The 25,806-nt window shown below is 34.0% G+C and carries 25 protein-coding genes; 18 read left to right on the top strand and 7 right to left on the bottom strand.

Features of this window, described 5'->3' with window-relative positions; genetic code table 11:
• Positions 1-70: 70 nt before the first annotated feature.
• Complete coding sequence (locus tag IWX83_RS07490) at positions 71-598, bottom strand: DUF6155 family protein (RefSeq protein ID WP_196828783.1); 528 nt, start codon at positions 596-598, stop codon at positions 71-73.
• A 146-nt stretch (positions 599-744) separates the two neighbouring features.
• Between IWX83_RS07490 and IWX83_RS07485 the strand changes: the two genes are divergently transcribed.
• Positions 745-1,029 (top strand): DUF3817 domain-containing protein, encoded by a 285-nt coding sequence (locus IWX83_RS07485; protein ID WP_196828781.1) that lies wholly within the window; start codon positions 745-747, stop codon positions 1,027-1,029.
• Positions 1,022-2,278 carry a mechanosensitive ion channel family protein gene (locus tag IWX83_RS07480; protein ID WP_196828779.1) on the top strand — a complete coding sequence of 419 codons (1,257 nt, stop codon included), beginning with the start codon at positions 1,022-1,024 and terminating at the stop codon, positions 2,276-2,278. Before IWX83_RS07485 ends, IWX83_RS07480 begins: the two co-directional genes overlap by 8 nt.
• A gap of 37 nt (positions 2,279-2,315) precedes the next feature.
• On the opposite strand, the gene IWX83_RS07475 is transcribed toward IWX83_RS07480, so the two are convergent.
• Positions 2,316-2,699, bottom strand: a complete 384-nt coding sequence (locus IWX83_RS07475) for an acyl-CoA thioesterase (RefSeq protein WP_066077555.1) — start codon at positions 2,697-2,699, stop codon at positions 2,316-2,318.
• Positions 2,700-2,769: 70 nt separating this feature from the next.
• Here IWX83_RS07475 and IWX83_RS07470 point away from each other — a divergent pair, with 70 nt between their 5' ends.
• From IWX83_RS07470 to IWX83_RS07395, 16 genes are all read left to right on the top strand, one after another.
• The gene (locus tag IWX83_RS07470; RefSeq protein ID WP_196828771.1) at positions 2,770-3,171 is read left to right on the top strand and encodes a glyoxalase; all 402 of its coding nucleotides are present in this window, start codon (positions 2,770-2,772) and stop codon (positions 3,169-3,171) included.
• Between the two features lie 295 nt (positions 3,172-3,466).
• The gene (locus IWX83_RS07465) at positions 3,467-4,180 is read left to right on the top strand and encodes an esterase family protein (protein WP_073351190.1); all 714 of its coding nucleotides are present in this window, start codon (positions 3,467-3,469) and stop codon (positions 4,178-4,180) included.
• Between the two features lie 43 nt (positions 4,181-4,223).
• Entirely contained in the window at positions 4,224-5,171 is a 948-nt protein-coding gene (locus tag IWX83_RS07460; protein WP_196828769.1) for a RimK family alpha-L-glutamate ligase, read from the top strand.
• Between the two features lie 193 nt (positions 5,172-5,364).
• Positions 5,365-6,471: a carboxylate-amine ligase gene (locus IWX83_RS07455; RefSeq protein WP_196828766.1), complete on the top strand. Its 1,107-nt coding sequence runs from the start codon at positions 5,365-5,367 to the stop codon at positions 6,469-6,471.
• 42 nt (positions 6,472-6,513) lie between these two features.
• The gene (locus IWX83_RS07450) at positions 6,514-7,344 is read left to right on the top strand and encodes a type 1 glutamine amidotransferase (protein WP_196828764.1); all 831 of its coding nucleotides are present in this window, start codon (positions 6,514-6,516) and stop codon (positions 7,342-7,344) included.
• A 15-nt stretch (positions 7,345-7,359) separates the two neighbouring features.
• Positions 7,360-8,550, top strand: a complete 1,191-nt coding sequence (locus IWX83_RS07445) for a hypothetical protein (protein ID WP_196828762.1) — start codon at positions 7,360-7,362, stop codon at positions 8,548-8,550.
• A 459-nt stretch (positions 8,551-9,009) separates the two neighbouring features.
• The gene (locus tag IWX83_RS07440) at positions 9,010-9,573 is read left to right on the top strand and encodes a gluconate 2-dehydrogenase subunit 3 family protein (RefSeq protein ID WP_196828760.1); all 564 of its coding nucleotides are present in this window, start codon (positions 9,010-9,012) and stop codon (positions 9,571-9,573) included.
• Positions 9,574-9,621: 48 nt separating this feature from the next.
• Positions 9,622-11,325, top strand: a complete 1,704-nt coding sequence (locus IWX83_RS07435; RefSeq protein WP_196828758.1) for a GMC family oxidoreductase — start codon at positions 9,622-9,624, stop codon at positions 11,323-11,325.
• 7 nt (positions 11,326-11,332) lie between these two features.
• Positions 11,333-12,496 carry a Gfo/Idh/MocA family protein gene (locus IWX83_RS07430; RefSeq protein ID WP_231379856.1) on the top strand — a complete coding sequence of 388 codons (1,164 nt, stop codon included), beginning with the start codon at positions 11,333-11,335 and terminating at the stop codon, positions 12,494-12,496.
• 39 nt (positions 12,497-12,535) lie between these two features.
• Positions 12,536-13,588: a sugar phosphate isomerase/epimerase gene (locus tag IWX83_RS07425; protein ID WP_073351208.1), complete on the top strand. Its 1,053-nt coding sequence runs from the start codon at positions 12,536-12,538 to the stop codon at positions 13,586-13,588.
• Positions 13,589-13,607: 19 nt separating this feature from the next.
• A complete protein-coding gene (locus tag IWX83_RS07420) occupies positions 13,608-13,982 on the top strand; it encodes a c-type cytochrome (protein ID WP_196828756.1) in 375 nt (124 codons plus the stop codon).
• A gap of 87 nt (positions 13,983-14,069) precedes the next feature.
• Positions 14,070-15,527, top strand: coding sequence for a Gfo/Idh/MocA family protein (locus tag IWX83_RS07415; RefSeq protein ID WP_196828754.1), 1,458 nt, complete (start codon positions 14,070-14,072; stop codon positions 15,525-15,527).
• Positions 15,528-15,559: 32 nt separating this feature from the next.
• Complete coding sequence (locus IWX83_RS07410) at positions 15,560-16,297, top strand: DUF1080 domain-containing protein (RefSeq protein ID WP_196828752.1); 738 nt, start codon at positions 15,560-15,562, stop codon at positions 16,295-16,297.
• Between the two features lie 56 nt (positions 16,298-16,353).
• Positions 16,354-17,592: a nucleoside permease gene (locus IWX83_RS07405; protein WP_196828750.1), complete on the top strand. Its 1,239-nt coding sequence runs from the start codon at positions 16,354-16,356 to the stop codon at positions 17,590-17,592.
• Between the two features lie 11 nt (positions 17,593-17,603).
• Positions 17,604-18,497, top strand: a complete 894-nt coding sequence (locus IWX83_RS07400; protein ID WP_196828748.1) for a hydroxypyruvate isomerase family protein — start codon at positions 17,604-17,606, stop codon at positions 18,495-18,497.
• 19 nt (positions 18,498-18,516) lie between these two features.
• Entirely contained in the window at positions 18,517-19,392 is an 876-nt protein-coding gene (locus IWX83_RS07395; RefSeq protein ID WP_196828747.1) for a sugar phosphate isomerase/epimerase, read from the top strand.
• 66 nt (positions 19,393-19,458) lie between these two features.
• Here the strand turns inward: IWX83_RS07395 and IWX83_RS07390 are convergent, their stop codons facing one another.
• The 5 genes from IWX83_RS07390 to IWX83_RS07370 all read right to left on the bottom strand — a co-directional run bounded on the left by IWX83_RS07390 (position 19,459) and on the right by IWX83_RS07370 (position 25,802).
• Complete coding sequence (locus IWX83_RS07390) at positions 19,459-21,114, bottom strand: M1 family metallopeptidase (RefSeq protein ID WP_073351331.1); 1,656 nt, start codon at positions 21,112-21,114, stop codon at positions 19,459-19,461.
• Between the two features lie 58 nt (positions 21,115-21,172).
• On the bottom strand, positions 21,173-22,216 hold the full coding sequence (locus IWX83_RS07385; protein ID WP_196828745.1) for an alkaline phosphatase D family protein: 1,044 nt from the start codon (positions 22,214-22,216) through the stop codon (positions 21,173-21,175).
• 146 nt (positions 22,217-22,362) lie between these two features.
• Positions 22,363-23,577, bottom strand: a complete 1,215-nt coding sequence (locus IWX83_RS07380) for an acetyl-CoA carboxylase biotin carboxylase subunit family protein (protein WP_196828743.1) — start codon at positions 23,575-23,577, stop codon at positions 22,363-22,365.
• Positions 23,578-23,580: 3 nt separating this feature from the next.
• Positions 23,581-25,014, bottom strand: coding sequence for a M17 family metallopeptidase (locus IWX83_RS07375; RefSeq protein ID WP_196828741.1), 1,434 nt, complete (start codon positions 25,012-25,014; stop codon positions 23,581-23,583).
• Positions 25,015-25,025: 11 nt separating this feature from the next.
• Positions 25,026-25,802: an alpha/beta fold hydrolase gene (locus IWX83_RS07370; protein ID WP_196828739.1), complete on the bottom strand. Its 777-nt coding sequence runs from the start codon at positions 25,800-25,802 to the stop codon at positions 25,026-25,028.
• Positions 25,803-25,806 lie beyond the last annotated feature (4 nt).

The raw sequence follows: 25,806 nt of genomic DNA, 5'->3' as shown, positions 1-25,806 counted from the left end.
AACAGTTTAACTGTCACTTTTAATTAAAAAAAAAGGGGATGGATTAAATAAAATTCAATTATAACACCATTTAATACTCAATACGTTCTAAAACGGCATTAAATTCAGGTTCGTTATACCATTTCTGGTTGATTGTTTGCTGATGAATGACTTTTAATCGGGATTTGAACTCCTGCAGTATTCCATTTCCAATCAAGAAAATAACGGCTTGTTCAAAGGAATTGAACATACTTTTAAAAAATAATTCGTGTTTGATTGCATTTTCCGAAGCAAATGTTTGAGCAATTTCAATATTGTAAAGCATAACATCGGCAATTACAAAGGGATCTACACCCAAAAGAATGAAATGTTTGATGTGTTTTTGAGCAACGGAGCGTCTCATTTTTGGTTTGCTGCGTCTTCCCGATTTTTTTAAAGGATAGTATTCGTTTGAAATTTTGAGTTTGCATTCCTGTAAAAGCGTTTCTTCCTTTGGATTAAAAACAAAATTATAATACACTTTTACGGGACTAAATTTCTCATACAATTCGATAATTTGTTGTTCGAGTTGCTCTTTATTTAATTCAGACAAATATTTTTTTAAATCGCGTTTGCTCATTATCACAGTTTAAGGATACAAAAGTAATTTACTTTAGGAATCAATGTGCCGTAAATCAAGGATATTACTTAATTTTGACACAAATAAAGGTAGATGTTCCTTTTTTCAAAACCTATTTTTTTACTTTTATACCCAAATTTAATCTTATGCTCAAAATTTTCAAAATTGTCGCTATACTCGAAGGCGTTTCTTATTTGGCTTTGTTTACAAATATGCTTGCTGTAAAACCAACTAATTTAGTTCTTTATAAAACATTGCTTTTCCCAATAGGAATGGCTCACGGAATCCTATTTGTAAGTTATATCATATTAGCTATTATGCTGAAATTTGAACAAAACTGGGATTATAAAAAATTTGGAATTATCTGTTTGGGTTCTTTAATTCCTTTTGGAACTTTTTATGTAGATAAGAAATATTTACAAAATGTATAAATACATAGAAAAAATATTCACTTTTCTATATCCTGTTTTTCGTAAATGGGGATTGGGAAGCAGCACCGCTTCGTATCTTAGTTTAGTATTGAATATTCTTGTTTTATGCGTGATGGCGTATGTCATCTATGTTATTTTTCGTCTTGTTTTAGTTACTATAATGGCCGTTATTGCCCAAAAAACTAAAACTAAGTTTGATGATTTATTAGTTACAAATAAGACAGCCAAATATATTGCGCACTTAATTCCGCTTTTATTTATTTACAAGTCAGTTCCCATAATTTTGGACCGATTTGTTTATTGGGAAACTTTTTTTGGCAAGCTCGTTGGAATCTACATAATCATTTTAGTGCTATGGATTATACGCACTATTTTTAATGCATTGCGGGATTATTTAAAGTTAAAACCCCGCTACAGCGATAAGCCAATCGATAGTTTTATTCAGGTCATTATGATCATGCTATGGGTAATTGGAATAACCTTAATCATTTCAAAATTGTTTGAAATTGATCAAAAAGAGCTATTGACGATTTTAGGAGCTGTTTCGGCGGTAATTATCTTAATTTTCAGAGATACTATTTTGGGTTTTGTATCCAGTGTTCAGGTCTCTATTAATGATATGGTTCGAATTGGGGACTGGATTACGATGGATAAATTTGGAGCTGATGGTGATGTTATCGAAATTAATTTGGCAACGGTAAAAGTTCGAAATTTTGATAATACCACCACTACTATTCCTACCTATAGTTTGAGTTCGGATTCGTTTCAAAACTGGCGAGGCATGCTGAATTCAGACGGACGACGTATTAAAAGACACATCCTTATTAAAACAAGCAGTATTCGGTTTTTAGAAGAAGCAGAACTGGATAATTTGAAAAAAATCCATCTAATATCGGATTATCTTGACAACCGAAAATTAGAAATAGACGAATACAATGCGGCTAATAAAATTGATAAATCACTTGCAATTAACGGTCGAAATATGACCAATTTAGGCTTGTTTCGAAAATATATTACAGAATATTTACTAAATTATCCTGAATTAAATAAAGACATGTTGATGCTTTGTCGCCAGTTGCAATCTACTTCGCATGGCGTTCCTCTGGAAGTTTATGCATTTTCACATGACAAACGATTTGAGAATTACGAGTACATCATGTCTGATATATTTGATCATATTATTGCCTCAGTAGGTTATTTTGATTTGGAAATTTTTGAAACTATCTCTGAAAATGATTTCAAAATATAAAGAAAATCCTAAACACGTACTGCTTTAGTTTACAAATCTATAGCCTATCTTTGATATATTCTATTGCTGATTTTCCGTGGGCTTTTGGTTTTCCATCTGCGTCTAAATTTACCATTGTAGTATGATCAATTGTGATAATCGTTTCGCGCGTCATCATGTTTCTTGCCTCACACTTTAAGGTCAGGGAAGTAATTCCAAATTTGATGACATCAATACCAATTTCGATAATATCACCTTGTCTCGCTGAACTTCTAAAATTGATTTCTGACATGTATTTAGTTACGATTCGGGTGTTTTCTAGTTGAATAATGGTGTACAAAGCTAATTCTTCATCGATCCAAGCTAATAATTTACCTCCAAATAAAGTCCCATTGGGGTTTAAATCTTCGGGTTTTACCCATTTTCTGGTATGAAATCTCATAAGTTTTTATTTATAAGTGCAAAATTAAGCTATTCCTATTTCATTTTTTTTTAATTTTAAAGAAAAAACAATGAACACACGAGATACATTTTTAAATGATTTTAGAGGACAAGCAATCGGTTCAGTAACCACACAATCTACAACAGAAGAATCATTTCAAAATGAGGTACTTCGACCTATTCTAAAGTTACAAAACGACTTATTTATTGCCTCTTTCCTCAATTATGCAAGCAAAAATAAAACTGATTTTCAAACCTACACCATCGAAAAAAAAATGGCTACTATGGAAAATGCAGTTCAAAAAGATACCAAGTTTAGAAATGTCTTAAAAGGAATGGTAATCGGTTTATTTACCACAGCGGAATACGATATTTATGCAAAAAACGCTTCCAACATTAACAAGCGAATGATGAGTATGTTGGTGGAACGATTAAAAAGTCAAGTACAACTCTTTGAAACAAAGTCAAAGTAGAGAAGCAATTTTTACCTTTTTTATTTTTATTAATTCAATTACATAAAAAGAAAATAATTGATTTAGTCAAGATGCTTAATTTTGACTTACAAAATAATTTTTTTAGCATAACAAGAGGTTAAACCAATTTGGGCTTATTGATTTTAATTTAAAAAACAGGGCCTTATTTATCTAAAAATTACCATTTATTTCCAATTTGGTAATCCTAATCTTTTTTATAATAAATATTAGTTAAGTATACTATTATGTGCTTTTTGTATGATTTTTTTCATTATAATTGATAAAAGTAAATAGTATGAAAGAACAGTATTTCAAATGGTATTCTCCAAATTTAAATAGAGATATAGAAATGTTGGTTTTTGGACATGCTGGATATCCTGTAATCTTATTTCCAACTTCGATGGGAAGTTACCATGAAAATAAAGATATGGGATTGATAGAATCCGCAAAATGGTACCTTGAGCAAGGTTTAATCCAAATATTTTGTCCAGACAGTATTGACAAAGACAGTTTTTACAATAAAAATATTCATCCTGTTCATCGCATAGAAAATCATGTCCGATATGATAAAATGATTTGTCACGAAATCGTTGAAAAAATTAAAAATAACACTTCCTCTGGAAAAGTAGTTGTTGCAGGTTGCAGTTTTGGTGGGTATCATGCTGCAAATTTTGCCTTTCGTCATCCCGGTTATGTGAGCCATCTGTTTTCTATGAGCGGTGCCTTCAATATTAAGAGTTTTATGGATGGTTTTCATAATGACGATGTGTTTTACAATAGTCCTGAAGATTATTTGTATGGACTGGACGACCACGAATTATGGAATATGGACATCGTTCTTGGGACCTCTAATTGGGACATTTGTTTTGACGCTAACCTAAAAATGAGTAAAGTGCTAACGGATAGAAATATCCACCATTGGTTAGACATTCGTCAAGAACGAAAACACGATTGGCCTGTTTGGCAAGAAATGTTTCCCCATTATTTATCAAGAATCAAGTTTTTTTAAAAGTAGTAAGAATCGAGTATTAAGTATAAAGACCAACAACAAGATGAAAAAAATAGGAATATTATTCGGAATGGAAGATACGTTTCCGCAAGCATTTATAGATCGGGTGAATTCAAAAAATGAAAAAGGAATCATTGCAGAAGCTGTTGCTATTGATAAAGTAGTTCAAAATCAAGATGGTGAATATGCTGTAATTATTGACCGAATATCACAAGATGTCCCTTTTTATCGTGCGTATTTAAAAAACGCTGCTTTAACAGGAACCAATGTAATCAACAATCCGTTTTGGTGGAGTGCTGATGATAAGTTTTTCAACAATGCATTAGCGGATACCTTAGGCGTTCCGTTGCCTAACACCGTAATTCTTCCTTCGGCAGAACATCCAACAGACACCACTGGAAAATCATTTCGCAACCTAAAATACCTAATGGATTGGGAAGGAATATTTCAATATATTGGATTTCCTGCCTACATGAAACCCTACGCTGGCGGTGGTTGGAAAAACGTCTACCGTTTAGAAAATGTAGAGGAATTTTGGGAAAAACACCAGGAAACAGGACAATTAGTAATGATGTTGCAAGAGGAAATTGTTTTTACGGAGTATTTTAGAGTGTACTGTTTGGGTTGCAAAGCCGTTAGAATTATGCAATACGAACCAAGGAATCCGCATCATTTGCGTTATGTAATTGACGGTCCTCCAGTAGATAAAAAATTATTGGCCACCATAAAAGACTATACTTTAAAACTGTGCAAAGGCTTAGGATACGATTTTAATACCGTAGAATTTGCCGTTCGTGACGGGATTCCGTATGCGATAGATTTTGGAAATCCTGCGCCTGACGCTGAATTAACTTCAGTTGGTGCTGAAAATTTTGAATGGGTTGTTGAAGAGGCTGCAAAAATGGCTATTGCTGCCGCAAAAAAACAAAAAGCAGGAAAGATGAATTTAACTTGGGGAACTTTTATCAAAGAGGCGGCGGCGGGAAAATAAAAGAAATGAATTAACGAAATTCATTGACCCCACTCTACCAGCCGACAGATAGGTTACTATGGAAATTCTTTATTACTTGCTGGCGTTTTTGCTTGAAAAAGCAAAAACGACCAACAATATTTAACTTTGAAACGGAAAGCGGGACCCGAGCGAAGCGAACTGACGAAGTAAACAGCTCCTAAAAAATATTCTAATGAAAAAATTACCAGTTTTTACACTTGGTGTAGAAGAAGAATACCAAATTATAGATCCTGTTTCAAGAGATTTGCGGTCGCATTTATCTAAAATTGTGGATGGTGCTAAAATTATTTTGAATGAGCAGGTAAAGGCTGAAATGCATCAATCTGTCGTGGAAGTGGGAACTAATATTTGTAATAATGTCAACGATGCTAAAAATGAGATTCGGTTTTTGCGCTCTAAAATTGTAGAATTGGCCGACAAACAAGATCTAATTGTAGGCGGAGCTGGCACACATCCTTTTTCGAAATGGCAAGATCAACCTATCACTGACGATCCACGATATCATGATATCGTCAATGAATTGCAGGATGCAGCACGTTCTAATTTAATTTTTGGAATGCATTGTCATGTAGGCATTGAAAATCGAGAAATCGGTTTACAATTGATGAATCAAGCAACCTATTTTTTACCTCACATCTTTGCGCTGTCCACAAATTCTCCTTTCTGGGAAGGCAGGCAAACGGGATATAAATCCTTTAGAACTAAAGTTTTTGACAAGTTTCCAAGAACAGGATTGCCAGAATATTTTGATTCAGTGGCATCTTATGACAATTATTTGGAAACTCTGGTAAAAACCAACTGTATTGATAACCCAAAGAAAATTTGGTGGGATTTGCGTTTGCATCCGTTTTATAATACGATTGAATTTAGGATTTGTGATATGTCATTGACAGTCGATGAAACCATTTGCATTGTCGCCATAATTCAGGCAATTGTAGCGAAATTGTACAAGTTAAACATGAACAATACCAGTTTTAATGTGTATCGATTGGCTTTAATTAAGGAAAATAAATTTCGAGCTGCACGCTACGGAATTGAGAATAACATGATTGATTTTGGTTTACAAAAAGAAGTGGAAACTAAAATGCTAATTTTGGAATTACTAGATTTTATAGATGATGTGGTGGATGAATTAGGCAGTCGCGACGATATAAATCGCGTTCATGAAATTCTGAAATACGGAACCGGTGCTGATAAACAATTAGCTGTTTTTCACCAAACAGGTAGTCTGTCGAGCGTGGTCGACTTTATAACAAGTGAATTTACCAAGGGATTATAAAATATAAAGTACCTTTGCTTATTATTTTTTAGAACTACGATTATGTTAAATAAAATTATAAAAATTGCACTTTTAGATATGTACAACGGAGAACCCAATCAGGGAATGCGCTGTATTATTGATGTGGTGAGTAGATTTAGTCCTGTAGTCACTTTTGAAATATTTGATGTTCGAGGAAAATGTAAATTACCTGATATCAGCAAATTCGACATTTATATTTCTACTGGAGGCCCAGGAAATCCATTGATAGGAGATGGGAATTGGGATACCAAATACTATGAATTCATTGATTGTTTAGCAAAGTGGAATAACCAAAACACAATAAAAAAGCATGTGCTGTTTATTTGTCATTCGTTCCAAATGGCTTGCTTGCATTTTGGATTAGCGACAGTAACAAAAAGAAACGATACCTCTTTTGGAGTAATGACTATCCATAAAACAAAAGAAGGCATCACCGATCCTTTATTTGAAGGTTTGGCTGATCCGTTTTATGCAATTGATTCTAGAGATTATCAAGTGGTACAGCCAAAACTCAGTATTTTCGCTAAAAAAGGAGCTAAAATTATCTCTTTGGAGAAAATTAGAGATCATGTGCAATACGAACGCGCAATTATGGCAGTTCGGTTTACTGATTATTTTGTAGGTACGCAATTTCATCCTGAAGCAGATCCTATAAGCTTTGTTGCGCACATGAGAAATAAAGATGCGAAGGAGAAAATCAAGAATATGAAAGGAAAAAAGAAGTTTCGCAACATGTTAGAGGATTTAATGGACGATGATAAAATTTACAGAACCAATGAAACCTTGATTCCAAATTTCCTTCGGATAGCGATAAATGACTTGATGAAAACAAAAAAAATGCTTTCTAATTAATACCATCTATTTCAAATGATTGCAAAATATCGGGAGTTGTTTACTACTCAATTTACAGACAAAAAATATCAAGACTTTAAAGATGATATTGCTTCCGATTTCAATTATCTACCTACATTCCGTTTGGGAGAAACCCCTTTTTTTATTTCGAAGGACCTAAAAAATCAATTGCTTGAGGGCTGTAATGAAGTTATAGCTTTTATTCAAAAGAACGAATTTAAATCACTTACAGAAAAGTCTTTAGAACTCAATCATAACGTACCTAATGAAGATGAGCACACTACTTTTTTAGCCATCGATTTTGGTATTTGCGAAGAAGACGGCGCGGTTATCCCAAAACTAATCGAAGTGCAAGGATTTCCATCTTTATACAATTATCAAGTCAATTTGTATGAGAAATTTAAAAATCAGTATCCCTTTCTCAAAGAGTTAACTCCTTTCATAACGGATGTTGATCCACAAGAGTATATGTCTATTTTAGAGGACGCAATTTGCAACAATCATCCCAAAGAAAATGTCATTCTGCTTGAAATAGAACCTGAAAAACAAAATACCAAAATTGACTTTTATTATTGTCAAAGGGATATCGGTATTCCAATCGTATGTGTTACAGAATTGATAAAAAAAGGCAAACAACTGTATTACAAAAATGAAAACGGTGATGAGATTTTGATAAAACGAATCTATAATCGGGTTATTTTTGATGAATTGGATTTGCGAACAGATTTAAAACTTGATTTCAATTTCTCCGATGATCTTGATGTCGAATGGGCCGGTCACCCCAATTGGTTTTTCAGAATCAGTAAATTTATATTGCCCTTTTTAAAAGGAAAATATTTTATTGAAACCACACTCTTAAGTGAGCTAAAGGAAATTCCTGAGGATTTAGAAAATTATGTTTTAAAGCCCTTATTCTCCTTTTCAGGAACAGGCGTTATTTTCCATGTTACTCAAGCGGATATCGGAGCAGTAATAGAAAAAGAACTTTATATATTGCAAAAAAAGGTACACTACCTTCCTATTGTGCAATCGCCTGACGGCAAAGTAAAAGCAGAAGTACGCGTCCTTTGCGTTTGGAAGAAAGAGGATAAATCCCCTACTCTACTTTGTAACCTTGTAAGATTGAGCCGTGGTGAAATGATAGGCGTAAAGTTCAATAAAGATAAAGATTGGGTTGGTGGTACTTTGGGTTTATTTGAAAGATAACTATTTTCCACATTAGGGTCTTACCTTTTTTACGAAACAAACTGAAATTTTATTTGTTTTTTTATCGCATTATCCCGTTTGTTGATCTTAATTCACAAAAAAATATTTGAACATCAATACACTACATTTTTTTTGGTGTAAATGTCATTTTAACGCATTGAAAGACTTTTTATCGAATTTTTTTCTATTTTTTATAAATAATAACTTGTTAATAAAGCATTAAATTAACTTTAATAGCGATTTTTCTTCCTTTTTTTATTTCCTAAATATATCTTTTTAGTCGATATCATCCATTTCATTGATACTTTAATGAATTTTTTTGTCTGATTTCCTTAATAATTTGAAAAATATGGAATTATTCAATATTTTAACATAAAAAAAATCAACCTGTTTTTTTTTTCTTTATTATTGTATAGTTATACTAAATTTTGAATAATCATTAATTTTAATAAGTAGCAAATGAATAGAAGAGAAGCACTTAAAAGCGTTGCCTTTTTAATGGGAAGCGCAATCTCCGCAACTACAATGGGAGTTTTATTTGAAAGTTTTACTTTGCCCGAAAAAGAGAAAAACCAAGTGTCTTTTTCTGCTACGGATGAAGAAATTTTGGATGAATTCGCCGATATCATTATACCGACTACAGCCTCTTCACCAGGAGCTAAAGCTGCAGGATTGGGTGCTTTTATTCCAATAATGATTAAAGATTGTTATCCTGCAAAATTACAAGAAATTTTTGCATCAGGATTAAAAGCAATGCAATATCAATGTTCAAAAGATTTTGGTAAGGATTTCTTGTCAATGTCTGTTGAAGAACGTCAAAAATTGATGACTTCCTTGCGTGATGAGGCAATTGCCAGCAACAGAGCTCCTTCTTTCTTTTTATTAGCTAGAGACTTAACGCTTTTAGGGTATTATTCATCAGAAATAGGATGTACACAAGCGCGTGAATATTTACCTGTTCCCGGACATTATGATGGAAATGCTACTTATGTACCAGGTCAAAAAGCATGGGCAACCAATTAATTGGCAGCGATTATCTTAAACTATTTTAATAAATAAAAAATACTACTCGTGAATATAAATACCAATTTAAAAGCGGAAAATACATACGATGCAATTGTTGTAGGATCAGGAATTAGTGGCGGTTGGGCTGCAAAAGAACTTACTGAAAAAGGATTAAAAGTTCTGATGCTAGAACGCGGAATGAACATTGAACACATTACAGATTATGAATCTGCCATGAAAGCCCCTTGGGAATTTGAGCATGCAGGTAAACTCACAGAAGAACAAAAAAGAACACATCCAGTACAAACGAGAGATTACCCTTATAATGAAGCTACCGAAAAATGGTGGGTAAATGATTTAGAATGTCCGTACACGGAAGACAAACGTTTTGACTGGTACAGAGGATTTCATGTAGGTGGAAAATCATTGATGTGGGGTCGTCAAAGTTACCGTTTTAGTGACCATAACTTTGAAGATAATGCTAAAGATGGTCATGGTAATGATTGGCCTATTCGATATAAAGATATTACAAAATGGTACGATTATGTAGAGAAATTTGCAGGAATCAGTGGGCAAGCCGAAAACTGGCCTCTTCTGCCAGATGGAAAATTTTTACCACCAATGGATCTAAACTGTGTAGAAAAATCAGTTAAAGAAAGACTTGAAAAACATTATAATAAAACTCGAATTCTTACTATTGGACGTACCGCTAATTTAACGGTACCTCATAAAGGACGCGGTAGTTGTCAATATAGAAATTTGTGTAGCCGTGGTTGTCCGTTTGGAGCTTATTTTAGTACACAATCATCAACATTGCCTGCTGCTATGGCAACCAATAGATTGACCGTAAGACCCTACTCTATTGTAAATCATATCATTTATGACAAAGACACCAAAAAAGCAAAAGGCGTAATGGTTATTGATGCAGAAACAAATGAGACCATGGAGTTTTATGCCAAAATTGTTTTTGTGAATGCTTCTACTTTAGGTTCTACTTTCTTATTATTGAATTCAACTTCAGAGGCACATCCAAATGGAATGGGTAATGCCAGTGGACAATTAGGACATAATTTAATGGATCATCATTTCCGTTGTGGTGCTGAAGGAAGTGCTGAAGGTTTTGAAGATAAATATACCTACGGAAGAAGAGCCAACGGAATTTACATTCCACGATACCAGAATGTAGGAAATGATAAACGTGATTATTTAAGAGGTTTTGGCTATCAAGGTGGTGCCAGCAGAGGATCATGGCATAAAGAAGTTGCCGAATTAGCTTTTGGTGAAAACTTTAAAGCTACCATGTCATTGCCTGCTGATTCCTGGAGCATGGGATTGGGTGGTTTTGGAGAAATGTTACCTTATTACGAGAACAAAGTATATATCGACCATACTAAAAAAGACAAATGGGGACAACCTGTTTTAGCCATTGACTGCGAATACAAAGAGAATGAAGCTAAAATGCGAGAGGACATGATGAATGATGCAGCTGAGATGTTGGAAGCTTCTGGAATCAAAAATGTTAGAACGTATGATAACGACTGTTATCCAGGTATGGCTATTCACGAAATGGGTACAGCCAGAATGGGTAACGATCCTAAAGATTCTGTTTTAAATAAGTGGAATCAATTACATGAAGTGAGTAATGTATTTGTCACTGATGGTGCTTGTATGCCTTCTATCGCATGTCAAAATCCATCATTAACATTCATGGCTTTAACAGCACGTGCTTGTGATTACGCGGTAAAAGAATTAAAAAAAGGAAATATTTAGGTTCATCATGAAGAGAAAATTAAGAATGGGAATGGTTGGCGGTGGCCAAGATGCTTTTATAGGAGCAATTCATCGCTTAGCCGCGAATATGGATGGACTTATAGAATTAAGTTGTGGTGCATTAAGCATCAGACCCGAAACTGCTCTCGCATCTGGAAAGGCTTTATTTCTTCCGGACTCAAGAATATATTTGACCTTTGAAGAAATGATCAAAGCGGAGGCGGCTTTACCTGCTGATGAAAGAATCGATTTTGTCACCATTGTTACACCAAATTTCGCACATTTTGCACCTGCAATGATGGCTTTGGAGCATGGTTTTAATGTAGTAATTGAAAAACCAATGACTTTTTCATTGGAAGAAGCAAAACTATTGAAACAAAAAGTAGAAGAAACAGGACTAATACTTTGCTTAACACATACCTACTCTGGTTATCCAATGGTAAAACAAGCAAAAGCTATGGTGCGAGAGGGAAAACTGGGTAAGATTAGAAAAGTTTTAGTTGAATATCCTCAAGGATGGCTGAGTACACTTTCTGAAAAAGAAGGAAACACACAAGCGGCTTGGAGAACGGATCCAAAAAAATCCGGTAAAAGCTCTGTTATGGGCGATATTGGAACTCATGCCTCACATTTAGCTGAATATATTACCGGTGCAAAAATCACCAATGTTTGTGCAGAATTAAATACATTAGTCGAAGGACGCATAATGGATGATGATGGAGCAGTCTTGTTGAAATTTGATAATGGCGCCAAAGGTGTTTTAACAGCATCACAAGTTGCTGCCGGTGAAGAAAATGCTTTAAAAATAAGAGTTTATGGTGAAAAAGGTGGAATAGAATGGTTTCAGCATGACCCTAATACTTTAACCGTAAGATGGCTAGATGAACCAACACAAGTTTTAAGAGCCGGATCTAATTATAGCAATTTATCATCTTTTGCAACTCATAATTGCCGTACTCCGGGCGGACATCCTGAAGGATACTTAGAAGCATTTGCTAATATTTATCGCAACTTTGCTTTAACGCTGGGCTGCAAATTAGATGGTACCGAACCAACTCCTGAAATGCTAGACTTTCCTTCTGTCGAAGATGGATTAAGAGGAATGGCGTTTATAGATAATGTAGTAGCATCATCACAATCAGATAAAAAATGGATTCCTTACGTTTTATAATAAATAAGGAATTCCTAAAAGTTTTAGACAAATTATAATATGACAACAATACAAGGTCCTGCAGTATTTTTAGCACAATTTATCAGTGATGAAGCTCCTTTTAATTCTTTAGATGGAATTTGTAAGTGGGCAGCTGATTTGGGTTTTAAAGGGATCCAAATGCCAACATTAGATACTCGATTTATTGATCTGAAAATGGCAGCAGAAAGTAAAACCTATGCTGAAGAACTTAAAGGTACAATTGCTTCTTACGGATTAGAAATAACAGAATTATCCACTCATTTACAAGGTCAGTTAGTGGCTGTTCATCCTGCTTATGATGATTTTTTTGATGCTTTTGCACCAAAAAATGTTCATGGAGAACCAAAAGCAAGACAAGAATGGGCCGTTCAGCAATTGAAATATGCTGCAAAAGCATCTCAAAATTTAGGATTGAATGCACATGCAACATTTAGTGGTTCTTTGCTTTGGCAATATTTTCACCCTTGGCCACAAAGACCCCCAGGTCTAGTAGAAGATGGATTTGCGGAATTGGCTAAACGCTGGCTACCCATTTTAAATGAGTTTGATCAAAATGGGGTTGATCTTTGCTATGAAATTCATCCAGGAGAAGATTTATTTGATGGTGAAACGTATGAAATGTTTTTGAAAGCGGTCAATAACCATTCTAGAGCTTGTTTATTATATGATCCCTCACATTTTGTATTACAGCAACTGGATTACATTCAATATATCGATTTTTACCATGAAAAAATCAAAGCGTTTCACGTAAAAGATGCCGAGTTTAATCCTACCGGAAAGCAAGGAACTTTTGGAGGATATCAAAGTTGGGTAAACCGTGCTGGACGCTATCGTTCCCCGGGAGATGGTCAAATTGATTTTAAAACCATTTTTAGCAAATTGGCACAATATGATTTCAAAGGTTGGGCTGTTATGGAATGGGAATGTTGCATTAAAAACCAAGAAGATGGTGCGCGTGAAGGAGCCGAATTTATAAAAAATCATATTATAAAAGTTACTGACAAAGCATTTGATGATTTTGCAGCGGTGGAAACAAATAAGGCTTTTAATAGAAAAAACTTAGGACTATAAAACTTAAATTGTAATGAAAATGAAATTAAAATATTTGCTTTTTGGGGTTGCTTTAATTGGTTTAACCTCATTTTCTGATGATAATTTAGACATAAAATATACTACTACCAGTAAAATAACTAATACTGTTTTTCAAGCATCAGATGGTGAAAAACTTATTGCTAAATCGGATTGTATTGGATGCCATAAATTGGACAAAAAACTGATAGGTCCCTCCTATTTAGAAATCGCTAAAAAATATCCTCAAACTGATAAAAATGTTGCCTATCTAACTGGTAAAATTATAAAAGGGGGTTCTGGAGTTTGGGGTGCTATACCCATGTCAGCGCATGCGTCATTAAAAAAGGATGATGCAAAATCAATGGCAATCTATATTTTATCCCTAAAAAAATAATTTCAATACTGTATTCAAACAAATAATACTTTTTAAGCTATTGAAGAACAGCTCTTTTATTACTATTAACTAACCGTATTAAAATAAATGAAAGAAAAAAAAGACGAAAATAAAATCATAAATAACCGTCGTGATTTTATAAAGACCACTGCAATAGCAGCTGCTGCTTTTATGATTGTTCCTCGCCATGTTTTAGGTAGAGGATTTGTTGCACCAAGTGATCGTTTATCAATAGCAAGTATTGGCATTGGTGGAAAAGGAAAATCTGATATTGCGATGTTTGCTAAAAGTGGAAAAGCTGATATTTCCTTTTTATGTGATGTTGATACCAGAAGAGCTGCTGCAAGTGTAAATGCATTCCCAAAAGCTAAATTTTATACCGATTGGCGTGAGATGTTAGACAAAGAGCATAAAAATTTCGATGCCGTTTCTGTTTCAACACCTGATCATAATCATGCCATTCAAGCGCTTGCTGCAATGCAATTAGGCAAACATGTTTATGTTCAAAAGCCTATGGCACATGATATTTATGAAGCTCGTATTTTGACAGAAGCGGCAAAAAAATATAAAGTGGTAACCCAAATGGGAAATCAAGGTGCCTCAAATGATGGTACCAGAATTATGAAAGAATGGTATGAAGCGGGTTTAATTGGAGATGTTCACACGATTCATGCTTGGACAGATCGTCCTGTTTGGCCACAAGGTATTCCTTGGTCTGCTAATAAAGCTGATATTCCAAAAGAATTAGATTGGGATTTATGGTTAGGAACTGCTCCTTATAAAGACTATGTAAACAAATTAGTCCCTTTCAACTGGCGCGGTTGGTGGGATTATGGCACTGGCGCATTAGGAGATATGGGATGCCATTTATTGGAAGCTCCATTTAGTGTATTGAACTTAAAATATGCTAAAGACGTTCAATGTAGCGTAGGTTCTGTTTACGTAGACGAATTTCAAAGAGGCTATTTCCCTGAGAGTTGTCCGCCTTCAAGTCACGTCACCTTAACTTTTCCAAAAACAGAAAAAACAAACGGTGATATAGCAGTACACTGGATGGATGGAGGAATTCAACCTGAAAGACCGTCTGAATTAGGTCCCAATGAAATTTTTGGAGATGGTGGAAATGGAACCTTGTTCACTGGAACTAAAGGAAAAATGATGTGTGACACCTATGGTTTAAATCCTCGTTTGCTTCCTCTTAGCAAAAATGAAAATTTAAATATAGCTCAAAAGTACGCGCGGGTTAGCGATGGCTCTGAAGGCCACTATAAACAATGGGTTGAAGCTGCAATCGCTGGTTACGGAAAAAAAGAGTTGAGTTCTCCTTTTGAAATTGCTGGACCTTTAACTGAAGCTTTGTTAATAGCAAATTTAGCAATTAGAGGATATGATTTAAAAATAGATGAGCTTGGGGAAGATGTTTACCCTGGACGTTCTGCAAAACTGTTATGGAATAATGACGCGATGAGAATTACAAACTTTGATGAAGTAAATCAATTTGTGAAACGTGACTATCGTCAAGGTTGGAAAGCTTTAACTTTATAAGCAAGATTAATTATTAATTCAAAAATAAAAAAATGATTAAAAATATTTGTACAACATTACTAGTTATGATATTGATTCAAACTGCAAATGCACAACAAGCACCCGTACCAAAAGGATTTAAATCAATATTTGATGGACAATCAACAACGGGTTGGCACACTTATGGAAAAAAAACAGCTGGTTCTGGTTGGAAAGTGGAAGATGGTGTCTTGCATTTTGATCCTACTGCTGCCCAAAATGGACAAGGAGGCGATCTTGTAACTGACCTAGAATACGAGAATTTTCATTTGAAATTAGAATGGAAAGTTGCAGCAAATGCCAATAGTGGTATTATTTTTTATGTGAATGAGGATTTGACAAAATTCAAGAATACTTATGAAACCGGTCTTGAAATGCAAGTTTTAGACAATAATGGTCATCCAGATGCTAAAATTGAAAAACATAGAGCTGGTGATTTGTATGATTTAATAAAATCTTCCTCTGAACCGGTAAAACCAGTTGGAGAATGGAATTCTGTTGATATTGTATGTAAATTCGGGAAATTAACGATGTTAATGAATGGTGTAAAGGTAATTGAAACAACACTTTGGGATGCTAATTTTAAAACTATAGTTGCTGGAAGTAAATTCGCTACTTGGCCAGGTTTTGCAGCATTCAAAAAAGGTAAAATTGCACTACAAGATCATGGAGACAACGTATGGTTTAGAAATATTATGATAAAAGAATGGAATACAATGAAAATTACAACTGGATGTGAAGCCGGAATGTAATTGCTATTTGAAAATAAAAAACAACTAAAACCAAAAAATAACCAACCAACAAACCAATGAATAGTACTATCCGAATTAAATTATCCATAATGATGTTCCTTGAATTTTTTATCTGGGGCGCATGGTTTGTAACTCTTGGAACTTTTCTAGGGAATAATTTAAAAGCTTCCGGTTCAGAAACTGCTGCCGTTTTTTCGACACAGTCTTGGGGTGCAATCATTGCTCCTTTCATTATAGGATTAATAGCTGACCGATATTTTAATGCGGAGAAAATATTAGGAATTCTACATCTTATTGGTGCATTTTTAATGTATCAAATGTATCAGTCCGAAGAGGTTGGAATGTTCTATACCTACGTTTTAAGTTATATGGTTTTATATATGCCAACATTAGCATTAGTAAATTCAGTTTCTTTTAATCAAATGAAAGATCCGGAGAAAGAGTTTGCAAATATTAGAGTTTGGGGAACTATTGGATGGATTATTGCCGGTTTATCAATCAGTTATTTCTTTCATTGGGATTCTGCGGAAGGAATAAGTTCAGGTTTACTCAAAAATACTTTTTTACTAGCTGGTATTGCTGCCTTTGTATTAGGTCTTTTTAGTTTTTCTTTACCAAAAACACCACCAAAAGTGAGCGATGAGAAAATTAAAATTGGAGATATCATAGGACTAGATGCATTAAAATTGTTGAAAGACAAGAACTTCGCTATCTTTTTTGTTTCATCTATTCTAATTTGCATTCCACTTGCTTTTTATTATCAGAATGCTAATCTTTTTTTAACAGAAGCTGGAGTTGAAAATCCAACCGGAAAAATGGCTATTGGTCAAATATCGGAAGCCTTATTTTTGTTATTGATTCCTGTATTCTTTACCCGTTTTGGTTTCAAAAAAACAATTTTGATTGGGATGTTAGCATGGGCCATTCGCTACGTTTTATTTGCTTATGGAAATGGAACTGATTTAAGCTTCATGCTGATTTTAGGTATTGCATTACACGGTATTTGTTATGATTTCTTTTTTGTTTCGGGGCAAATTTATACTAATTCAAAAGCAGGAGAGAAATACAAAAGCGCGGCTCAGGGCTTAATCACTTTAGCCACTTATGGAGTTGGAATGCTGATAGGTTTTGCAGTAGCAGGTTGGATTACGGACAATTACAAAATGGCTGACGGTGCTGTGAATTGGCAAATGGTTTGGATCATTCCTGCCGGTATTGCTATCGTTGTGTTTGTACTTTTTGCACTTTTATTCCATGAAAAAAATAAAGTAGAAGAAATTTCTTCTACTGTATAAAAAATTAAAAAATGAGTACAAACGTAAATAGGAGATCCGCCATAAAAGGAATATTAGCCGGAACAGCGGTTATGGGAATTACACTTGGATTTTCTGCTTTGGCTATGCCAAAAAACGAAATAGAAACACAATTAGGTACATTGAAAGGAAATATTAATCATTCTGTTTCTCGCTGGTGTTTTGATAGTCTTGATTTAGATACACTTTGCATCGAGGCTAAAAAAATTGGAATTACCGGTATTGATTTAGTTGGTCCTGCTTCTTGGCCCACATTGAAGAAATATGACTTAGTTTCAACAATGTGTAATGGCGCTGAGATTAATTTAGTAGATGGTTTTAATGACTTAAAATTTCACGAAACACTATTAAAAAACTATACTGAAATGATTCCGCTTGTGGCAAAAGCGGGTTATAAAAATCTAATTTGCTTTAGCGGAAGCCGAAGAGGAAAAACTGATGAGGAAGGTTGGAATAATTGCGTTGTTGGTTTACAAAAATTAATTCCATTGGCAGAAAAGCATAATGTAATTTTAGTAATGGAACTTTTAAACAGCAAAATAGATCATAAAGATTATCAATGTGACCGAACATCATGGGGAGTAGCATTAGCAAAACGTCTAAATTCCGAGAATTTTAAATTACTTTATGATATTTATCACATGCAAATTGATGAAGGGGATGTGATTAGAAATATAAGAGACAATCACCAATATATTGCGCATTATCATACGGCTGGTGTTCCTGGACGTAATGAAATTGACGATACACAAGAATTAAATTATACCGCCATTATGAAAGCAATTGCAAAAACCGGTTTTAAAGGTTTTGTAGGACAAGAATTTATTCCTAAGAATCCAGACAAACTAGCTTCATTGAAACAGGCCATTGCAATTTGTGATATTTAACTAATCTAAAAAATAACCCATGATAAAAAGAAGAGAATTTTTAATAAACACTGGTTTAGCATTAGGCGCATTATCCATTGCACCTTCATTCGCTTTTGAATCAAAAAAGAAAGCTATCGGAATTCAGTTGTGGACACTTCGTGATACTTTGCCAAAAGATGTCAAAGGAGTTTTGGCTCAAGTAGGAAAAGCTGGGTTTTGTGAAGTAGAAACTTTTGGTTACTCAGCCGACAAAGGTTTTTTTGGAACCTCTATTCGTGATTTTAAAATGATATTGGATGATAATGATTTAAAAGCTACGAGTAATCATTTCGATTTTAATTCAATGATAAAAGATGGTTCTACGGATTTAGTTCAGAATTACATAGAAACAGCCAATTTATTGGGTAGCGAGTACGTTACAGTGCCTTATATAGTTTCAGAATTGAGAGGAACTACCGGTGATGCTTATAAAAAATTAGCTTTACAAATTAATAAAGTGGGTGAACTTTGTAAAGCTGGAGGTTTAAAATTAGCGTATCACAATCATGATTTTGAATTTACTAAATTTGGTTCAACCAATGGCTATGAGATTTTGTTAAATGAAACGGATAAAAATTTAGTTGATTTTGAATTGGATTTGTACTGGGTAGTTCGTTCCGGAAATGATCCATTACAATTATTCAAAAAATATCCGGGCCGTTTTACAATGTGGCACGTAAAAGATATGGATAAAGTAAATCCAGATTGGAATGCAGAAATAGGAACTGGAACAATTGATTTTAAATCAATTTTTGCACAAGCAAAATTATCCGGAATGGAGCGATTCTTTTTGGAACATGAATCAAATTACAAACCCAATCCAATAGAATCTGCTGCAACAAGTTTTAATTACATTAAAAAGAATTTGATCTAAAATTTTTATCAAAATAGTATAAAAAAGGGATACTCTACGTGTCCCTTTTTTACAGTATTTTTCACCTTACTCTGTAATATTAAAACTGGCTACATAAAAGTTTTTATCTATTTCCAGTATTGAATTTTCAGTATTTACTGGAACATTTTTCCATTCTGTCTCTGGTTGAAGTAATTCTTCTTTTCCATTCAACGTTATTTTAACAGGCATATTAAATCCAGCCACGCAATTCGTCCATCGATATCCCAGCTGATTGTCTTTGAAAAAATATTCTAATGTTGGAATTCTCGTATCTCTTAAATACTGATTAAAAACGCTAGATAAATTGATTCCGATTTGCTGACTTAAATAATCCTCAATCTGTTTTGTGGTTACCGTTTGATGATAAAAAGTACTGTTCAAACCTCTCAATATTCCTCTCCATTTTTCATCATTATTTACTAATTGGCGCAAAGTATGCAGCATATTTGCCCCTTTAGAATACATATCGCCTGAACCTTCATTATTTACATCGTATTTCCCAATGATAGGTTTGTCATTCTCAATGTTTTTTCTGGTTCCTCTCACGTACTCGAATCCAGCTTCTTTCCCATAGTAATATTCTACAAAAAGACTTTCAGAATAGTTGGTGAAACTCTCATGAATCCACATATCAGCAATATCTTTATACGTAATATTATTAGCAAACCATTCATGACCCGATTCATGAATAATGATAAAATCAAATTTTAATCCCCAACCCGTTCCACTCAAATCGCGTCCTAAATAGCCATTTTGAAATTTATTCCCGTAAGTCACTGAACTTTGATGTTCCATTCCTAAATACGGAGCTTCGACTAACTTAAAACTGTCTTCATAAAATGGATATGGTCCAAACCAGTGCTCAAAGGCTTTCAACATTTTTGGAACATCCTGAAATTGTTTTTTGGCTTTCGCCAAATTGTCTCGTAGAACGTAATATGTACAATCTAAATCGCCTTTTTCTCCTTTATACTTTTCCGAAAATGAAACGTAATCCCCAACATTTATATTTACTCCATAATTATTGATGGGATTGGAAACATACCAATTGTAGGTTTTGGTACCGTCCTTTAATTGCTTAACACTTAACAAACGTCCATTCGATACATTTGTCAAGTTTTTTGGAATATTTACACTAATCAACATATTTTCCACTTCGTCATACATGTGATCTTTGTTCGGCCACCAAACACTAGCACCCAATCCTTGGCAGGAAGATGCTATAAAAGGATTACCATTGCTATCTTTTTTCCAAGTGATCCCTCCGTCCCAAGGCGGATTAACAGCAACTTTTGGTTTTCCACCGTAAAAAACTATCAGATCTTTTACAGCATCTTTTACTTGAGGAGCAATTAATTCTACAAAAAAAGCATTTCCATCTCTTCTAAATTTTAAAGATTTACCATCTTGAATAACTTTATAAATTTGCATTGGACTTTGCAAATCAATTTGCATCGTCCTATATTCTTGAACAACTTGATATTTTATTGTATTGGAACCTGAAATAGTGCTATCTGCAGGATTTACCTTTATGTCAAGATGGTAGTTTTTCACGTCCCACCATGCTCTTTCTTTGGTGATACTGCCACGCAAAGTATCTTGTTTGGTAAATATTTCCCCTTTATTTTCCAAAAGTCCTTGCGCTTTTACTCCATTAAAAATAGCGAAAGAGATAAAAATGAGACAGAATTGTTTTTTCATAGTGAATGTACTTTGGACAAAAATAAACTTTAAAATTTTAGAAAGATAATTCCTGAAATTATTTTCCAGGATAGATTTGAACATATTCTTGCAACAGCTTATTCTGCTTTCCTCTAATTTCCATGATTACTTTGTTGTTTTCAAAATCAAACTTCAACAACCCAAAATTAATATCTTTGATTACTTCGCCTTTCACATACGGATTTTCTTCACCTGAAAAAGAAGCGTAGGTGTGCGTCAATCCACTAGATGTAAAATCAACTAAAGGATAAGATAATCCAGTAACATTTTTAGAAGAAAAAGTTGCGATATGACGATCTCCAGAGATTATAAAAGTACCCTTAGCTTTCGTTGAAACAATCAATTGCTCTAATTTTGCTACCTCATGAGGGAAATTCCCCCAAGCTTCAAAACCATGTTTATCGGAAAGAAATTGAATACTGCTGACGAGTACATTAAATTGTGCATCGGAAGTTTGAAGTTCTTTTTCCAACCAATTCCATTGTGCATTTCCTAACACCGTTCCCTCACCATATTTATTGGGTTGGAAACGTTTTTTGGAATCGGTGGCTTTCGTTAGTTTTGTTCTGAAAAAACGAGAGTCTAAGACTATTATTTTAACTTTATGTCCATTTATAGCAATGGTTTTCGAGGTGTAAACGCCATCTCTTTTTCGTAAAGAATCAGTTTTTGAAGTGTCTAAAAAATCCAACAAAAGCTGTTGACTTTCTCTTTTAAAAGGATATTCTTCTCCGCCGTCATTTGCTCCAAAATCATGATCATCCCACGTTCCCATTACGATTTTATTTTTTATAAACTGAAGATAATCAGTATCCTGTTTCTGAATTTCATAATTTTTTTTAAGAAACTCCATATCCTCAGTGTCTGAATAGACATTATCACCTCCCCAAATCCAAACCGAAGGATGATTTTTATCTATCGCTGGCCATAGTTCATTTTTAATTTTTTGATTGTCACAAGAACCAAAAGCAATTGTAAAGTATTCATTCTGAATTGGTGTTTGAAGTTTAATTGGAGTATCAATTGATGATTTGCAGCTAATAAATCCTAAAAAACTAAAAATGAGAACTATTTTTTTCATAAGGGATTGAGATAGAAACTTTTATTGAAGCACAAAAATTTTTAACGAAGGTATAAAATCGGACCTAATTATAGATTAATAAAACTTTAAAAAAAAAGCGACTATCTATTAAAAAAGTCGCTTTTTTGATCGTTCATCAATGTCATTTAATGTAAGTTAGTTACCTTACTTTGTTCTACTACAGCAGTAAAATCATTGGCTAAACGGGTACCGTAATCCTCCAACAATTCTAAAACTCTTTCCTGTTTATCTGATTTTACGATAAGGCCCGCATGATAGTCTAAAGGTACTTTAAAGCAAACTTCTGGATCTGAAAATGACGATAAATTAGGATGTTGAAATTTAGATAAGGTAAGGACAATCCCTGCATATCCCTTTTTTACTTTGGGTAAAATGTATTTAGTTTCTTTGACCAATCCATTTTCAATTGCCGCCCATTCTTTCCATAAATTAATATTTGATGCCTCTGCAACCATTTCGGCTAAATGCGCTCCTCCTACTCTTGAGGATGTTTCCAAAAAGTAAATCTGACCATCATCAATGCTTTTTATAAACTCCGTATGAGCAGCGCCATGTTTCAAGCCAAAGCCTTTCATCACTTGCTCATTTAGTTTTTTTATCGCTTTGTCATCATCAGAATTGTATTTGATATTTGCGGAACGAAAAACACCACCACCTTGCGAAATTTCCATTGGTGTAGCTAAATATCTAGAAGTTAAACTAAAGATTATTTTACGATCTGAAATCAAACTATCACAATGATACACATCACCAGGCTTGAACTGCTCTAATAAATATTTAAATCTATTATTTCCCATTTCATTTATATGAATCCACAAACTCTCTTTATCATATACTTTTATAATCCCTGACGCCGAAGCTTCAGAGCGTGGTTTCAGAACCCATGGAGCTGGAATTGTATCTGCAAAAGTATTGATGTCATGGTCATTAAATAACGAACAAAAAGCCGGAATAGGAATTCCACAACTTTTGGCTCTCATTCGCATTGCCAGTTTGTCTCTAAAATAACGCCCCGTAGTTTGTCCCATCCCGTCAATGCGAAGATTTTCTCTCAGATAGGTTGCTTTTTCAACATCATAATCGTCTAGAGCAACAATAGCATCAATTTTAGTGGACTTCAAGAAATTACCAACGCCTAATAACAAATGCTCTAAATTCCAATCTACATCTTGTCCTTCCATATAGAAAATCTCATCAATGTACTCATGTGGCCAGGGCTTATCCCTTAGTTTTTCGCTTGTTACTAAATAAACTTTGTTGCCCAATTTTTTTAAATGAATCAAAAAATCGGCACCTTTGAAATAATTTGAAATACAAAGAACCGTTTTAGAATTTTCCATACATTATAAATTTTCTATGAATTTAGTTAATAAATGAACACCAAAGGCTGTAGCATGTTTGCTTTTTGCAAACTCATCGTCGCCAAATGCTACACCTGCAACATCAAGATGTGCCCAAGCTTTGTGCTCTTGTGTAAAATATTCTAAGAATTTGGCAGCACTTATGGCTCCTGCTACGGCTTTTCCACTAAAATTCTTAACATCGGCAATATCACTTTCTATGTCTGATTTATAGACATCCCAAAGTGGCAAGGGCCACAAACGTTCTCCAATTGCGTCTCCATTCTCCTGTAGTTTTTTAGCCATTTTTTCGTTATTGGTAAACAAGGCTCCACATTCAAAGCCAAGTGTAGCGACGCTACTTCCTGTAAGTGTGGCAATATCTACAATATATTCTGGTTTGAAATTTTTAATTAAATACGACAATCCATCTGCTAAAACGAGTCGGCCTTCTGCATCTGTATCAATTATCTCTATTGAATGACCGCTGTAACTATGAATCACATCGCTAGGCAAAAATGACTTGGCATCTACTGCATTTTCTGCGCAGGGAACAATTGCTGTTACTTTCACTGGTAATTGTAAATCTGCAATCAATTGCATTGCTCCAAGAACAGCGCCACCTCCAGCCATATCGCACTTCATGTGAAGCATTCCCGCCGTTTTTATATTTAGTCCTCCTGTGTCAAAGGTTATACCTTTACCTACCAAACCAATGTGTTTTAAGGATTTTACTTTTTGTTTTGGAGTATAATTCATAATGATAAATTGAGGTTCGTTCTCGCTTCCTTTTCCAACTGCTAAAAAAGCCCCAAGACCAGCAATTTTTGAAGCATCATAACCCAAAACTTCAACATCAAATCCATATTTCTCCCCTGTTTCTTTTGCCCAGTTGGCTAAATATTTTGGGTTAACCGTATTTGGTGGTAAGTCTACTAAATGATAAGTAGCTAATTGTGCTTTTGCAATTTTAATTCCTTTTTTGGCTGCAGCCAAAAAATCCTTCTCAGAGAACAAGTTTAGATTAAAATCTGTTTCTAAAAAAGGATGAGTTGTCTTATCCGTTTTAAAATGGCCTAAATCGTAGGTTCCTAAAAGTAAACCTGAAACTATTGCTTCTACTTGATCTTCAGTAAATTGATCTAGTAAAACTAAAGCGATATCCGAACTAAAATGCTCTTTTTGTTTCGCTGAAATGCGTCGAAAAACAGTTTTTAAGGATTTATAATCAATCGTTTTTCCCAAACCTACAAATACGTAGGTATTGTTGTTTTTTTCGGCTACATAATGTGTGTCCTTTTTTCCAAAAAAAACTGCAGAAGGAATTTCTAAGGAATTGAATGTGATAGGAACTATACTTTTTGCATAAGTCTCAAAAACGGGAATTATAATTGTTCCTGAAAAATTATCTAAGTTTTTAATGGTATTTATTTTCATGATTTCGATTTTTAGTTATTTAGAAAACTCAATATGTAGTTATTTATTTCTCTTTTTTGCTTTCTACTGCCGTTATCATTCATATCATTATGAATGGTATTGTTAAGTTTAATTATAGTCATCTCAAATTTTTGTTGTTCTTCAATGGTTGGTAAAACCCCTTCATCAGCAGGTTGATCCGTAGACCGTAGCGAATAAATTTTCGGATGCATTGTTCTCGGTATTTTCATTCTGCGATTGTCCAATGAAATTATTTTATCAACTAAATCTGGATATTTTTGTGCAAACAAAACGGTCATATCGCCACCATTAGAGTGTCCTATCAATACTAAATGCTTAAAATCTAGTTCCGGATTGTTTTCTTTTATTTCCTTAATAACGAACATAATATTTTCACTACCTCGTTCCCAAAATGGTCGTCGAACAAGTTGAGGAATACCTGTTTTAGGGATTAATTCATCTGTTGGCAATTCGTGCTGTATGCTTACTACAAAATATCCTTTAGATGCTAATTTTTCCGTTAAATAAGAATAGGCTTTATTTGCTCCAAGTCTGTTTTCTGCATAACCATGGCTAAAAATTACTACTTTTTGGTCAATAATTTTCTTCTTTGTTTTTGGCAAATAAAAAGCAACTGGAATTGATCGCTTTCTTAAAGTATCGTATAAATTTATGGAATCTACTCTGATTTCAAATTTTTGAGTTGCAATTTTAGAATTTGGAACCCTTTTATTGGAAATACAACTAATTAACAGCATGCAAAATAATAGATGTATGTATTTACCCATATTT

It is taken from the genome of Flavobacterium sp. CG_9.1 (genome assembly GCF_015751645.1).
Classification (GTDB): Bacteria; Bacteroidota; Bacteroidia; order Flavobacteriales; family Flavobacteriaceae; genus Flavobacterium; species Flavobacterium xanthum.
Note: the sequence above shows the minus strand (reverse complement) of the source record. Positions and strands in the feature narration are given on the sequence as shown.